Genomic DNA, 14,792 nt, shown 5'->3' on the forward strand with positions numbered 1-14,792 from the left:
GTGGGTTCTCCTAGAACAGGGAGTCCCAGTCCGGGTTGTCCAGGGGGGACACCGGGGGCCGGAACGCAGGCTGGTCGAACGGGGTGGTCACCGCGGTGCCGGAGACACCGACGTCGGCGGGAAGGTCGAAGTCCGGCAGCGCGGGCGCCGGACGTTCGGCGTCGCTGCTGCGGCCTGCCCCGAGGTTGTCCAGCCGGGTCACCCGCCCGAACTGGACGAGGGTCACCGAACGGGTCAGGGACTCCCGACCGGAGCCCGGCGTTGTACCCCGGTCACCGGACCGGTCGAGTAGGCACAGGTCGGGGTCCATGAGGCAGGCACCGTTGGTGACGGCGACCTCGGACAGGGCGTCCTGGAGGAAAGATCCGGACGCCGGGTTCTCCCCGGTCAGCGTCGAGAGGAAACGGTCCGTGGAGACGGTGACGGGGCGGCCGTCGATGGCGAACTCGACAGTGCTGACCCGGCGGGCCGGGTCACGGGTGAAATCGGTGGAGGAGATGACCTCCGACCAGTTCCGACGGGTGTGGTCCCGGTCCTCCATCTCCGGACCGACGGACCAGCGGGCGAGCCGGTCGAGCGGCGTCCCGGAGCCGTCACCGGCCTGCTCCGTCAGATACGACAGGGACTGGATGTGGTCGTTCTCCAGATGCTCCCGGCTGGCTGCGGCATCAGCCAGCAGCCGGTCGAGTGCCTCACCGGCCCAGTTCACCTGGAAGATCCGGGTGCGGACCGCGTTGACCAGCGGTCGGAAATCCTCCTCCGGGACAGCGGCCCGGCCGATCCCGGTGGACAGCGGCAGTCCGGCGGTGGGGACCGCCAGGACGGAGGGGGTGGTGGAGTCCCGGCCCAGCGGCCGGGAGATCGCACGGCCGAGCAGGGTTGACCAGCTCAGTAGCTGACGGTAGGCGCGGACCTGACGGTCGCAGTTGTCCACGGCGAGATCCACGTTCCTGGCGGCGGTGCGGGCGTTCTGATTGAGGAGGGTCATGTCCTGGGTGTGCTTCTCCAGTCCACGCCGTGCGGCCGAGAACACGGACATGTGGAATCCCAGGAGGACGACCGTCCCGAGGATCTCCCAGGCTGTGGCCCAGGGCCAGTCGAGACCGGTGAAGAAGGACGTCTGCCAGTCCTCCTTCAGCCGGATGACGACCGCGAGAACCATGATGACGGTGAGGGTGGCCCAGAGTGCACCGATGAACCGGGTCTTCCTCCGGTATGCGCGGAGCCGTGCCTCGGAGTCCCAGTCCTCGACCGCCTTCAGCGCAGCCAGGTTACGGTCGAGCCGGGCCGTCTGCGTCCGGACGTTCCCGCGGGACTCGGTGATCATCTTCTGCAGGCCTTCGGCGGTGTTCCAGGCGAAGCTGCGGGAGACGGTGGCCTTCCACTCGTCGAAGGACCGGCGTAGGGAACGGATGTCCCTGTTCCGGGTCTGGCCGGCGACGGCGGACAGACCGGTCTCGTAGTCGGCGGCCTTCTGCGGGTCGAACGGCGGGATGTCGGTGTCTTCGGGAGCCATCCGCAGCTGCTGGTTGAGCAGCGGGTCGAAACCGTGGAAGGAACCGTCGACATCGGGTACCGACTGCCATCCCTGCAGGACGATCTTGCGGTTGCCGTAGGCGTCCGCGGGGACGTCGAGGACGCCCTCCTGACGACGTGCACCGTCGACCAGGGTCAGTGCGACATCCCGGTAGCCGGTCCACATGTCGTTGAGCTGTGGTTCCTCGCCGATCCGGATACCCCGCTGCTGACGGTCCAGCCGGTGCCGGGTGGTGGCCTCGGAGATGATGCCGAGCGTGCCGCCCCGGCCGCCGGTGACTGTCGGGTCGGAGATGATCCGGACCGGGGAATCCTCACCGTAGAGGGACTTCTGGACGTTGCGGTCCATGGCGCCTCGGACACTGTTCCGGGCGGTGGCGAACCATCGCCCGGGGGATCCGATGCCGCGGACGACGTAGGTCCGGAGGAAGTCCGTGACCGCCCGGAACCACGACCGGTGTGACTGGGAGGGGACGGCCTCCGGGACCATCGGGGTGGCCAGGGAATCCCGGTACTTCTCGAGCAACCGGTACGCCATCTGCTGCGGGGTGAAGTCGTTCTCCCCGAGGTGATCGAACTGGCGTCCCTCACGAGTGACGGGCTGGGGCAGCTGGTCCCGGATGTCGGTGGCGGCACGGCGCAGCCGGTCCTCCACCTCGGAGGCGTCGACGGTGCGGTGGTACGCACGGACCATCCGGACGGAGAACTGGTCCCCGGTGGAGATCAGCGCACCGGTGTCGTCGAAGAGGGCACAGGCGTCGGACCCGGCCCACAGGCCGGTGAGACCGCAGAGTACCGGGGCGGTGACGGCGGCGGTCGCGGTCGGGTCACCGGTGCGCAGGACGGGGGACAGCGGGGCGTCGGGGGCCTCGGAGTCCTCCGGCGCGACGGCCACGGTGACGGTCCAGGAGAGGTCCGGTCGAGGGGGCCGTCCGTTGCGGGGAAGCCGGGGGACGAGGACGCGGACCTGGTGGGGGAGGCTGCCGGTGGACAGCCGGCTCACCATGCGGCTGATCCACCGGTCGGTCTGCCGCAGGTCCAGTCCGTCGCACCGGTCGTCCTCGACGTCGAGGGCGATGAGCAGCGGGGAACCGTGGACGGAGCGAAGGACGCGGTCGAGTCCGGTGTTCCGGGACCCCTCGGCGGAGATGTGCCGGACGGTGGAGCCGGCGGGGTCCAGGTACGGGTCGATCCAGCTGAAGCTGTCGGTGAGGCCGAGGACGGCGAGATCGGTGAGGGTACGACGGATCTGGTCGGCGACCGGTCCGTGACCGAAGAAGATGACGTCGGGGGTGTTGCCGGTCATCAGAAGAGATCACTTCCGAAGTCGGGCATGACCGGGGTGTCCGGGGCCGCCGGCTGCGGGGCGGCGGCGTTGGCGCCGGAGAACAGGTCGGTCACCGGGTGCTCCGCGAGGTGCAGAGCGGCGGCCAGGCGGTCCCGCAGATCGCGGGTCATGACGTCGACGTCCGCGGCGAGGTCCCGGTACAGCGGCATCTCAGAGGCGACGGCCCGGGAGGTCACCCGGGACAGGGTCTCGTCCTGGGCCCGGAACCCGGGCAGGCCGGCCCGGCCGGGCAGGAAGTAGGTGGCGTTCTTCGCCGCGTGGTCCAGCTGTGCCTGGAAGAGGGCGTGGCGGTCCCGGATCCCGGCACCGACCGGGTCCTGACCGGGACGCTCACCGGAGGTGAGGAAGTCGGCGATCCGGGCGGCGGCCGGGTGGTCGGTGGCGCCGCGGGTCGGGCTCTCCGGATGGTTGTCGTAGAGCTCGCGGAGCAGCCGGTAGGGGCGCAGCGAGCCGCCGAGCTGGCCGCGGGCGTCCCGTTCCTGGATATCGGCGTAGGCGATGAGCACGGACTCGATGACCGCCGGCATCCAGTCGATCTTTGCACGCATCTCCTGCGGCGGAGTGAGCAGCGGATGCGGGAAGGCCACCCATTCCCGGGCGGTGTCGTCCCAGATGTGGACGCGGGCCTCGGGGCTGCCCTCGTCCTGGATGTAGATCCGGCCGGTGAAGGTACCGATCAGCCAGCCGGCGACCATGGCCTGCCGCTCGGCCTGTGTGAGCGGGACGGTCGCCGCGACCGGGCGGGACCGGCGCAGGTTCCAGTAGCCGTCGAAGTTCGGCCGGGAGTCCCGGTCTTTGGCGATCGCCGGGAACAGGGAGCTGAAGACCACCGGGGAGTAGTTCGGGTAGGAGCCGAAGACGTCGATGTGCCGGACCTTGTCGCTCTGCGTCAGGGCGTCGTCGAAGGACTTGCCGGTCGAGTCGTCGAGGCCGGTCTTCTGGTTGAGAACGGAGTCCAGGACGTCGGAGGCGGCCTTGCCCTTGAGCGGGATCTCAGAGAAGTTGAAGTGGTATTCCATCGACTTGTTGTGCACCAGGCGGACCATCTCGTTGTCCACCGCGGCGAGCGGTCGGGCCTGGTCGATGGCGCGGCTGAAGGCGGACCGCAGGCGCTGGACGCGGACGTCGAAGGTCGAGTCGTTCGTCGTCTCGTCCTGGGTCATGTAGCTGCGCAGGTCGGTGTCGATGAACCGGGAGAAGTGGTACTCCGGGCGGCGGATCCACATCCGGGACCGCTCCAGCAGCTGGGCGGGGTGGATCTTCGCGGAGAAGGCACCGGGGCGGGGTTCGCGGTCGTCGCCGGACCCGCGGCCGGAGGAGAGGTGGGTGGAGACCCAGCCTGCCCGGTTGCCGACGAGACGTGCCGCCGGTGCGAGCGTGTCATTCGGGCAGACTGCGGAACCGCTGGACTGCCACCGGCCGAGGGTGATGTCCCGGGCGGCGAAGTGGGCGGCGGCCCGGGCATCCATGACCTCGGGGTGCTCGACCTGGACGTCCTGGACGAGATGGGTGACGTAGTCACGGGGGAACTGGTCGACGTCGGTGATGAGGATCTCGTTGGCGGAACCGCGGAACCGGTCGTTGACCGTCTCGTCCCGGTCCTTCGGCCAGGCCACGGGGTCGTCGGTGGCGGTGTCGGCGAGGTTGAGGCTCACGGACTTCGCCCGGGCGGAATGCTCGAGGTCGGCGTGGGCGTCCCGGAGTTCCCGGGAGAGCCGGCCCAGTGCGTCGTTGAGGAAGTCCTCTAGGACCGGGGCGAGGTAGTCGGCGACGCGGACGCAGAAGAACTGGTGGAACTGGGGACGGTACTTCTCGACGAGGGAGGTGAGGGTCTGACCGGAGTTGGTGACCGCACCGTTGCCGGCGAACTGCTCGAGCTGACTGTCTACTGTCGTGGGGACCGTCGTGAACCGCATACTGCGGGCACTGTCGGCCAGCGCCGCCATCGGGCTGATGAGGTTCTGGCGGATGTTCCCGGCCAGCTTGTCGACGACCTTCTCCACGAACGGGAGGCTGACGGAGGCCAAGTACTCCTCGCAGACGGCGGTGACCATGTCACAGAACCGGTCGGCGAAGTCCCGCACAGCGGCGTACGCGGTGTCGTCGAGCTGAGCACGGATCTCCGCCTCGGCCGCGGCGTCAGTCAGCCGCACCCGGACGGTGGCGCTCCAGTCGCCGGCCTTCTGGCCATCGGCCGCGGAAGGGAGACGCTGACGCAGCAGTCCGCAGGCGGTACCCACGGCAGGGTCGGCCGCGGACTGCAGCGCCCAGCCGATCCACTGACCGATGGAGGACTGGTCGATCGACTGGATACCGGTGAGACCGATCTTCCCGAGGACCTCCGGGTAGCGGTCATTGAGCTGCTTCTGCAGCTGCTCCTCGCCGGTGTCCTTGCTCTGCGGGTCGAGGTGGCCGTGAAGGATACGGTCGAAGGAGGTCCGGGCCATCCGCTGTGCGGAGTATTCGGCGTACCGGTCACGGCCCATCGACAACTGGGCGTAGCCCATGGATCCCCAGGGCAGGGCGTCCCAGCGCACCTGGTCGGGGTCCGCCCAACCGAGGTAGTCGCGGTTGGCGGCGAGTCCGCCGGAGTTCGCCAGGGAGTAGGAAACGAAGGAGTCCGCGGACTTCTCCGAGGAGACCATGGCGGCCAGGGCACGGCCCAGGCCACGGTAGATGGTGTTGGGGCTGCCGTCGCCGAATCGGGCTCCGGTTGCACCCATCCGACCGCCGACGGGGAAGAGGCGGGCGAAAGTGTTGGATGAGCTGGTGGCGTTGATGCCGAGGGCCTCGAAGAGGGCGGCGTCTGAGTCGGTGGCGGCACCGGTCTGGGTGGCGACGGCTTCGCCGAACATGGCGAGGGCGTTCGGCCAGGCACCGACCATGGAGTCCGCCGGGAGAGTCTCGAAGACCTCCGGGGTGAACATGAAGACGCCGGTGTTCTCCGGGCTGGCGTTCGGGATGGTCGACAGGATCCGGCAGACGTCGAGGAACATCGAGGCACCGGCACCGCCGGCCATCGAGGAGATGACGAAGATGACCGGTAGTGGTTCCGCCTCGTTCTCGGATGCCCGCCCGGTGACCCGGAAGTTCAGGTTGTTGAGCTCGTCGATGGTCCCGGACTCCTGCAGGACATCCATGGCGGACCGGAGTTCGTCGCGGATCCGGGTGATCGACTGGAGGGTGAGCATGCGGCCCAGGCCACGGTACTGGCCGGCGCCGGCGTGGACCGGAGTGTTGATCGACTCGGGGCGGCGCGGGGCCCAGGTGGCGATCTCGCCGAGCGCGCCGCGGGTACCGAGCGTGGTGGACAGACCGGCGTCAAAGGTCCGGTACTGGGTCTTGGAACCGATACCGACGTAGCGGCCGCCGTTGGCCTGGACGTTGCTGAGCCCGTCGGGGCCCTTCTCTGGGGCGACGGGGACGTCGATGCTGACGAACTGCCACGCCTTCGGCAGGGAGGTGATGGTCGGGTCGATGCCCCGGAGATAGGCCTTGAGCTGGTCGATCATGTAGGCCTGGGTCTTGGCGCCGGAACCGCCGCAACCGACGACGAGGAACTTCTTCACGTGCTCTCCTTAGAAGGCGTGGATGGCGCTGACAGCGCCGGGGATGCTGAGAATGGTGATGCTGGGGCGGGGTGGTCGGTGCGGGGTCAGCGACCGAAGGGGGACGACCCGCCGAACGGGGAAGAACCACCGAAGGGGTTGTCGTCGTCCGCAGGGGCGGAGGGGGAGCTGCCGAACGGGGACGGTCCGGAGGTGGAGCCGCCGAACGGTGAGGAGCCGGTGGAACCGCCGAAGGGCGACGGGGCGGTGGGGGCGCCGAACCCGGGGATCTGCTGCGGCTCCGTGGTGGTCTCCGCAGGGGCGTCCCCGGAGGAACGCTTCGCCGTGCGCTTCGTCCGGGACTTCTTCCCCTGGCCGGAGCCGGTGGGCGTGGACGGGGTCTCGACCGGCGTGTCCCCGAGCTGCCGCAGCATCTCCGGTGCCCGTGCCGTGATCTGGTCGACCAGACCGCTGACCGTCGACTCCACGGCCTGCTCGCTCACCGCGAGTACGATCTCGCCGGTGTACGGGTCTCCCTGGGTGCCGGCGACGATCCAGTGGTTGTGGACCGCCAGCGGCAGCAGAGCGGAGTTCCCGGACTGCTTCCCGTCGTCGGCGACCGAGGGCTCGTGGTTCTTCACCACGGCGGAAGCGGACTTCCAGGGGGCACCGAGCTTCCGCTCGACAAGGATCCCGGCGAGGGTGATCTTCCGGCCACCGTCGGCTGTCGACCGGGCACCGTCCATGATCTCGGAGTAGGTGATCCGGAAGTCTCCGCCGGTGTCGGTCCGCAGCAGCCTGCCGTTGTCGACCGTCACTGGCACGCGCACGGCACGCGCGGCCGCGGACGGGATCCGGCTGGTGAACAGCTTCATGATGTACAGCACCAGCAGCGGGATACCGAAGGCCAGGAGGATCGCGAGGATGACCGCGATGACGAGGACGCCGGTGTTCACCGGGGCGGTCATGGACCCTGACATCGGCAGGTCGACGTCGGATTCGGTGCCGCCGTCGTCGGAGACGAGGTGCACCTGCGGGGTGACGGACACCGGTCCGTCCGCGAAACTGCTGCTGCTCACCGTGACGGGGAGGACGCCCTGTTCTCCCTCGCCCAGTTCCAGCGCCGAGGCGGCGTCGGAGTGGGCGGAGGAGAGCGTCACGGAATCCACGCCGCCGGGCAGCGCGACGCCGGGGTCACCGGCGTTGAGGGTGACCGGGTCGAGCCAGACCTTGCCGGGACCGGTGACCGGGATGTCGACGGTGGTGTCCTTGTCATCGACACTGAGGTCGGTGGTGCCGAGGACCGGCATATCCACCGGGGAGACAGAGGCCCGGTAGCTGCTGGTGACCGGGGACAGGGCGGTGCCCTCACCGCCGCTCGGGTTCTTCGTGGTGATGTTCGTGGCGAAGACGAACTCGCCGGACTGCGGTTCGGTGATCCGGTCGAGCGGGACGGTGATCTCCGTGCCGGTGCCGGCCGGCTGTGGGTCGCCGAGAACGACCGGTTCCCCGTCGGAGGGGATGAAGGTCGCGGTCATCGTCGCGGTGCCGTCGAGTTTCTGCAGTTCACCGGAGGAGTTCACCAGAGTGGCGTGCAGTGGTTCGCTGGAACGCAGGGCGGGGGTTCCGCCTTCGGCGAACTCCTTGACCTGCATGGACAGGCCGGGGAGCAGGGTGATATTCACTTTGTACCGGTCGGCCGCGGCGGTGGGTGCGTCATAGCCGAAAGTCCAGTCGCCGGCCCAGTCCCCGTCGTCGCTCTTCACGAGGTCCGCGTTGACCATGCCGGGGACGAGTTCGTTGCCGCCCGGGGTGACGGTGATCTCGGCGTCCCCGAGGGAGAAGGTGCCGTTGTCGGCCGCGTCCGCGGTCAGTTCGTGCTTCTCGCCGTCAGGGGAGGTGAGGACGGGGACCACGGTGCCGTCGATGGTGCTTGTGGGTTGTGCGGAGAGCCGGACCGAGTCGATCGAGTTGTCGAGGACCAAGTGCTGGGGTTCGTTCATCGCCAGGGTGCCGCCGACGCTGTTCGACTTCGGGAGGAAGTCGGCGAAGGCGGCGATGAGCGCTGCGGCGTCTTGACCGGCGTTGAAGAAAGTGCCGTTGGCCGGGGTACCGGAGCAGTCCGTACCTTCGGCCAGGTCGGTGAGCAGCTCCTGCGGCTCCTGCGGGTTGTACTTCGGCAGCAGACCGACGGTGAACAGCCGGATGCCGGAGTTCCGCAGCATGGACAGGGTGCCTCCCGGCCGGCAGATGTCGGCGACGAGGTCGGGGGTATCTCCGGCGTCGCTGGTGATCATGCCGTCCGTGAAGAACAGGACGGCCTGGCAGTCGCTGGCCTTCCCGTCCCGGGTCGGTGCATCCGCGAACTCGCCGAGTGCACCGGAGAGGGCGTCGCCGTACTTCGTCCATCCGTCGCTGCTGCGGTCACTGATGCCGCTGAGTTGCCGGTCCAGACCGTAGGCGTCCTCCCGGACGTTGGTCCAGCCGCCGTAGGTCCCGCTGTCGGCCCGGTAGCCGTCGCCGAAGCCGGCGAGCTTGACGTTGATGTCCGCGTTGAGGTCCTCCGCATGCCTGCCCAGCAGTGTGACCAGGTTCTTCGCGGCGTCCTCCCGGATGTTCCGCGGGTCGGTGGCGGGGCCGCCCTCGGTCTCCTCCTTCAGGGACGCGGACTCGTCCATGATGACGAGGATGTCCGCGGACTTCGATCCGCTGAGGCAGGCGCCGAGGTCGTTGATGCTCTTCTGCCCGGTGGCGCTCAGCCCGGTGCCGGCGTCCGCAGGCTGTGCGGCGGCGGGGACGCCGAGGAAGGTGGTGCCGGCCAGCAGGGCTGCGGTGCTGAGGGCTGCGGCGAAACGTGTGGTGGTGCTCATGGTTCTCCTACGCTCCGACGGTCTTGCTGATCCACAGGGCGATCTCCACTGCGGTGATGAGGATGCCGATGACGGCGGCGATTCCGGCGGTCCGGAAGACCGTGGTCTGCCGGGGTGTCCCGATGTAGAGGTTCTCGGCCCGGCGCCGGTTGTCCTCTCCGGAGTGCAGTCCCAGCAGAATGACCGTCGCCAGACCGGCGAGGACCCAGCCGGCGATGGCGAGGATGTGGAAGGACCCGTCGGTCGGGGATCCCGTGAGCGGGGCGGCGATTCCGAGGATGATCCCGATGACGGCCGTCGTCAGGGCGAGGTTCACGTACACCCAGGGGCCGCTGACCGGTGAAGACATGGGGGCGTCGGCAGTTTCACCGTGCAGCGGGGCTGCGATGTTCGACGGTGCAGGACCGCCGGTTCCGAACGGGGAACTACCGGGAAAGGGACCGTCGAACGGTGACCTGCCGGAGTCGGCGCTGCTGTTGCTGAACGGATTAGTCACAGGGACCTCCTTGACCGGACGACAGAGATTACGCCGGCCGAGGCCTTCAGATCCGTACGTCTCAACGTGTTCTGATTCGCTGAGGAGGAAATGAGGACTGTGCTGATGCTGCTTTGTCGGTATGTGGGGTGATAGTCAGGTAAGTTTGGCTGACAATTTGAAGATAGCAGAGCCTGCGGAAAGCAACCACAGCGAATCGAACAGGATATCCCGTTGGGGGTACCGCCTCGTCAGAATCTGTGTATCCCGGGCGCTGTGTATACCTGGTTGATGCGGGTGATACTCCGACCTGTCCCTCTGAATTGGGGGGAGTGAACCAGTTGAACTTCCGGTCCGACCGCTGTCACCCGGCCGCGCCCCGCACACAGGGTTACGCTCGGAGAGGTACCAGTTCAGGTTCAGACCACCAGTTCCGGAGGACAGCACTGTGAGCCAGACGCCCACCACCGACCAGCCCATTCTCTACCCGGCCGCCCCGACCGGTGCCTATGCCACTCTGGCAGGGAAGGTCGCGAAACGGGTCTGTGACCGGGCTGCGGCGATGTGCGGGATCACGGTGGGGGAGAGGGAGGACGCCGACCTGGTGCTTCACCGCCCCGAGGACTTCTACCGGCGGCTCGGCGTCCAGGGGCTCGTCGGTTTCGGGGAGTCCTATGTCGCCGGGGACTGGGACGCCGCCGACCTGGCGGGGACGCTGACGAAACTGTGCCGGAAGATCACCGCGCTGCTTCCCGCCTGGCTGCAGAAGCTCGGTGGGCTGTACACCTCGCGGCGTCCTCTCCGGCAGAAGAACACGGTGGCCGGCGCGAAACGCAACATCAGCGCCCACTACGACCTCTCCAACGACTTCTTCGCGACCTTCCTCGACGAGGGCCTCAGCTACTCCTCGGCCCTGTTCGACAGGCACCCGGAGTACGATCTCGCCACCGCGCAGGACGCCAAGGTCGAGCGGGCGCTGGACTGCGCCGGGGTGGGTGAGGGCAGCCGCGTCCTCGAGATCGGTACCGGCTGGGGAGAGCTGTCGCTGCATGCGGCACGGCGCGGTGCGCAGGTCACCTCGGTGACGCTGTCGACCGAGCAGGCGGACCTGGCGCGCGAGCGTATCGCGGCCGAGGGGCTGTCCGACCTGGTGGATGTGCAGCTGCGCGACTACCGCGAGGCCACCGGCACCTATGACGCGATCGTCTCCATCGAGATGATCGAGGCCGTGGGTGCGGAGTACTGGGACGAGTACATGCAGGTCGTCCATGACCGGCTGGCCGACGGCGGGCGCGCGGTCATCCAGGCGATCACCATGGACCATGCTCAGATGCTCGCCACGAAGGACGCCGCGACGTGGATCACCACCTACATCTTCCCCGGTGGGGTGATCCCGAGCGTGCGGGCGCTCAATGAGTCGGCATCGCGTGCCGGGCTGTCACTCGGGACGCGGCGGAGTTTCGGCCACGACTACGCGAGGACGCTGGGGGAGTGGGATGCGGCATTCCTGGCCGCCGCCTCCGCCGGGGAGGTCGACGCTCTCGGCTTCGGCCCGGACTTCCAGCGGCTGTGGCATTTCTACCTGGCCTACTGCCAGGCCGGCTTCGCCTGCGGCTACATCGACGTGGGGCAGCTGGAGTACGTGCGGTAGGGGGCCGTTCGCCCGACCTACAGCCGGCCGAGGTCCCGCAGGACGTTGCGGACGTGTTCCTGCGCACCGGGCCCCTCGTAGGCGCCGACGATCTCGTCGACCGGCCCGCAGGCCTTGATCTCGCCGTGGTTGACCCACAGGGCCGAATCGCACAGCTGAGCCAGGAACTCATTGGAGTGGGAGGCGAAGACCAGGATGCCGGACTTCGCGACCAGGGCGGACAGCCGTTCACGGGCCTTGGCCATGAACGCGGCATCCACCGCGCCGATACCCTCGTCGAGCAGCAGGATCTCCGGCTCGATCGAGGTCACCACGCCCAGGGCCAGGCGCACACGCATGCCGGAGGAGTAGGTGCGCAACGGCATGGAGAGGTAGTCGCCCAGCTCGGAGAATTCGGCGATGTCGTCCATCTTCTTCTGCATGGACCGCTTCGACTCACCGAGGAAGAGTCCGCGGATGATGATGTTCTCCCACCCGGAGATCTCCGGGTCCATACCCACACCGAGGTCGAAGACCGGGGCGACGCGGCCCTTGACCACCGCGGAGCCCCGGGTCGGCTCGTAGATGCCGGAGAGTAGCCGCAGCAGGGTCGACTTGCCGGCACCGTTGTGACCGACCAGCCCGATCCGGTCGCCCTCCTTGAGGTGCAGGTTCACGTCGCGCAGTGCCTCGACGACGACGGTGTTGTCGGAGTTGCGGCCGATCGCACCGCCGGCGGCGCCGAGGAAGGCCTTCTTCAGGGAACGGGTCTTGGCGTCGAAGATCGGGAAGTCGACGCAGGCGTTGTAGGTGTCGATGGAAACCATGGGATAACTCCTGTACTCGATTAAACCCAGTAGCTGACGCGGGAGCGCCACTGGCGCATGAAGATCATGGCGAAGAGGGTGCCGAGGACAGTGAGGACGCAGACGATCAGCCAGGACCGCCATTCCACCGGCTCGTTGATCATCGGTCCACGGACGATGGCCATGTAGTGGTACAGCGGGTTGATCTCCGCGAGGTAGGCCTTGTTGCCGAGGTCACCGATACGGTCCTTCAGGGTGGAGTCCATCCACACGATCGGCGTCATGTAGAACAGCAGCTGCACCAGGGACTCCAGCAGCGGGGCGACATCCCGGAAGCGGGTCGCGATGATGCCGAAGAACATCGTCACCCACACACCGTTGGCGACGAGCAGGGCCAGGCCGGGTACGGCGAGGATGACCTCCCAGCCGACCGGGATCTGGAACACGGCCAGCAGGATCAGCCAGATCGCCAGGTTGTGCAGCAGGAAGAGGAACTGCTTCCACACCAGGCGGTAGACGTGCACGCTCAACGCACTGGGCAGCTGTTTGATCAGTCCTTCGTTGGCGATGAAGACCTGTGAGCCCTCGTTGATGCAGCCCGCGATGAATCCCCAGAGGATGAGGCCGACCGCGACGTGCGGCAGGAAGGTCTTGATGTCGATGTCGAAGAGCAGTGAGTACAGCAGGCCCAGGGCGGTGGCCATCACGCCGGTGGCGATGGTGATCCACAGTGGGCCCAGGACGGAGCGGCGGTAGCGCTGCTTGATGTCCTGCCAGCCCAGGGTGAGCCACAGTTCGCGCTGGGCGAAGCCGCGCTTGAGATCGTCCCAGGAGGCCCCGAAGGTCTGCGAGGTGGACGCCGGGATCCTGTCGTCGTCGACCCGGGCGACGTAGCGGTCGAACTCCGGGGTCAGCGCGACCGACGTGGCGGTGCTGCTCTCGTTCTCTGAATCTGACACCCGACAAAGGTACCCCGGGCGCCCTCCCCCGGGGCAAAGACGCGGCGGAGGCACAGTGGAGACACAGCAAAGGAACGGGAGAGACGCACACGAACGGGGACCTTTCCCGGTCCCTCCCTGGGGGTCGAACCGGGGCTTGCGGTGCTGTCAGCCCGGCGCTGTAGGATCGTGCAGACGAGTGACAGTCATAGATTAGAGGTGCGTACAGGCGTGTTCGATTCCGCGAGGGTCCGAGGGCTCTATGTCTCCCAGTCCGACGGGTGGACCTACCTCAACGGCGGAGCGCGTGCCCAGGTGCCGGAGAAGGTGAGCTCAGCGGTGACGCGGGCTTTCCGCACCGCGCCGCTGCAGGCGGACCCGGGTGCAGGCAACGGCACCCGCGGGGACGCCTACATCGACGCTGCCCGCGAGGCCGTCGCCGACCTGGTCGGCGGTACGCCGGAGTGTGTGGTTCTGGGCCCCAGCCGTGCCGTTCTGCTCAACACGCTGGCGGCGTCTGTCCCGGCGAAGCTGCGGATGGGGCGCGAGGTCGTGCTGTCCCGTGTCGACGACCCGGTGAGCAACGCTCCCTGGGAACTGGCCGCCGACCTCTACGGTGCGTCCCTGCGCTGGGCGGAGGCCGAGCTGACCACGGGTTCCCTGCCGACGTGGCAGTTCAGTGAGCTCATCGGCACGTCCACGTCCATCGTCGCGGTCGCCGCAGCGAATGAGCACATAGGCACGGTGACGGATGTCCGGGCGATCGCGGATCTGCTGCACGCGAAGTCCAACGGTTGGCTCGTGGTGGACGCGGCGTCCTACGCGCCCTACCGCTACATCGACATGGCCGAATGGGGTGCGGACGTCGTCGCCCTGGATCTCGCGCCGCTCGGTGGTCCGGAGGTCGGGGCGCTGGTGTTCCGTGACCCGGCGATGCTCGCCGAGCTCCGCCTGGCTGAGGTGAAGACCGGCCGGCACTCCACCCCTGACCTGCTGTCCCTGGCGAAGCGACGGGTCGCGGCCCTGGAGCGTGGCGGGCTGGCTCCCGGTCTGCTCGGCGCGGTCCCGGCGACCGTCGACTTCCTCGCCGGTCTCGACGAGGACGCCACGGGTGACCGTCATGAGCGGCTGCAGACGTCGCTGCCGGCGGCGGAGGCCTACATGCACACCCTGGCCCGTCACCTGGTCGACGGGCTGCGGGACTTCGGCGTGGTGCACGTCATCGGCGTGACCGGTGAGGACGACAGCTACGGTCAGGCCGGCAGTCACGGGGCCGCCGGGTCCTTCGGCGGCTTCGGCAGCGGCGACAGCAGTGGATACAACTCGGTGGACCGCGTACCCCGGGTGAGCTTCCTGGTGCCTGGCGTCCCGGCGTCCAGCGTGGTGGAGCGACTGCTCGACAACGGTGTGGTCGCCGAGGTCGTGGGTCTGGAAGACAGTGCCCTGTTCGACCAGATGGGGGTCGCGGAGATGGGCGGCGCGGTGTGCGTCGGCTTTGCACCGCACAACACCCGCTACGACGTGGATCAGCTGGTCCGTGTCGTCGGCGGGATGGTCTAGCCGAAGCGTCGCCACCGGCCGGCGGGGTACGGTGTGCGGGGCAGGTTTCGCCGGTGTGGGGGACAGGCCTGAAGACAGGAG

At 68.2% G+C, this 14,792-nt stretch carries 8 protein-coding genes; 2 read left to right on the plus strand and 6 right to left on the minus strand.

Translation table 11 applies throughout. The annotated features are described in order from the left end of the window. Nucleotides 1–10 precede the first annotated feature (10 nt). The 4 genes from CVA01_RS10880 to CVA01_RS10895 all read right to left on the minus strand — a co-directional run bounded on the left by CVA01_RS10880 (nucleotide 11) and on the right by CVA01_RS10895 (nucleotide 9,651). Nucleotides 11–2,842, minus strand: coding sequence for a hypothetical protein (locus CVA01_RS10880; protein ID WP_141330700.1), 2,832 nt, complete (start codon nucleotides 2,840–2,842; stop codon nucleotides 11–13). Further along, complete coding sequence (locus CVA01_RS10885; protein WP_141330702.1) at nucleotides 2,842–6,453, minus strand: tubulin-like doman-containing protein; 3,612 nt, start codon at nucleotides 6,451–6,453, stop codon at nucleotides 2,842–2,844. Before CVA01_RS10885 ends, CVA01_RS10880 begins: the two co-directional genes overlap by 1 nt. A gap of 86 nt (nucleotides 6,454–6,539) precedes the next feature. After that, complete coding sequence (locus CVA01_RS10890; protein ID WP_141330704.1) at nucleotides 6,540–9,302, minus strand: vWA domain-containing protein; 2,763 nt, start codon at nucleotides 9,300–9,302, stop codon at nucleotides 6,540–6,542. Nucleotides 9,303–9,309: 7 nt separating this feature from the next. Continuing rightward, the gene (locus CVA01_RS10895; protein ID WP_141330706.1) at nucleotides 9,310–9,651 is read right to left on the minus strand and encodes a hypothetical protein; all 342 of its coding nucleotides are present in this window, start codon (nucleotides 9,649–9,651) and stop codon (nucleotides 9,310–9,312) included. Between the two features lie 574 nt (nucleotides 9,652–10,225). On the opposite strand from CVA01_RS10895, the gene CVA01_RS10900 reads away from it, so the two are divergent. Then, complete coding sequence (locus tag CVA01_RS10900; RefSeq protein ID WP_141330708.1) at nucleotides 10,226–11,428, plus strand: SAM-dependent methyltransferase; 1,203 nt, start codon at nucleotides 10,226–10,228, stop codon at nucleotides 11,426–11,428. A 17-nt stretch (nucleotides 11,429–11,445) separates the two neighbouring features. Here CVA01_RS10900 and wzt read toward each other — a convergent pair whose 3' ends face one another. After that, complete coding sequence (gene wzt / locus CVA01_RS10905; RefSeq protein WP_141330710.1) at nucleotides 11,446–12,234, minus strand: galactan export ABC transporter ATP-binding subunit Wzt/RfbE; 789 nt, start codon at nucleotides 12,232–12,234, stop codon at nucleotides 11,446–11,448. Between the two features lie 20 nt (nucleotides 12,235–12,254). Further along, a complete protein-coding gene (gene wzm / locus CVA01_RS10910) occupies nucleotides 12,255–13,127 on the minus strand; it encodes a galactan export ABC transporter permease subunit Wzm/RfbD (RefSeq protein WP_141330752.1) in 873 nt (290 codons plus the stop codon). 255 nt (nucleotides 13,128–13,382) lie between these two features. Between wzm and CVA01_RS10915 the strand changes: the two genes are divergently transcribed. Then, a complete protein-coding gene (locus tag CVA01_RS10915) occupies nucleotides 13,383–14,711 on the plus strand; it encodes an aminotransferase class V-fold PLP-dependent enzyme (protein WP_141330713.1) in 1,329 nt (442 codons plus the stop codon). The last annotated feature ends 81 nt before the right edge of the window (nucleotides 14,712–14,792 follow it).

The sequence above is a fragment of the Corynebacterium variabile genome, assembly GCF_006539825.1.
Lineage (GTDB): Bacteria > Actinomycetota > Actinomycetes > Mycobacteriales > Mycobacteriaceae > Corynebacterium > Corynebacterium variabile.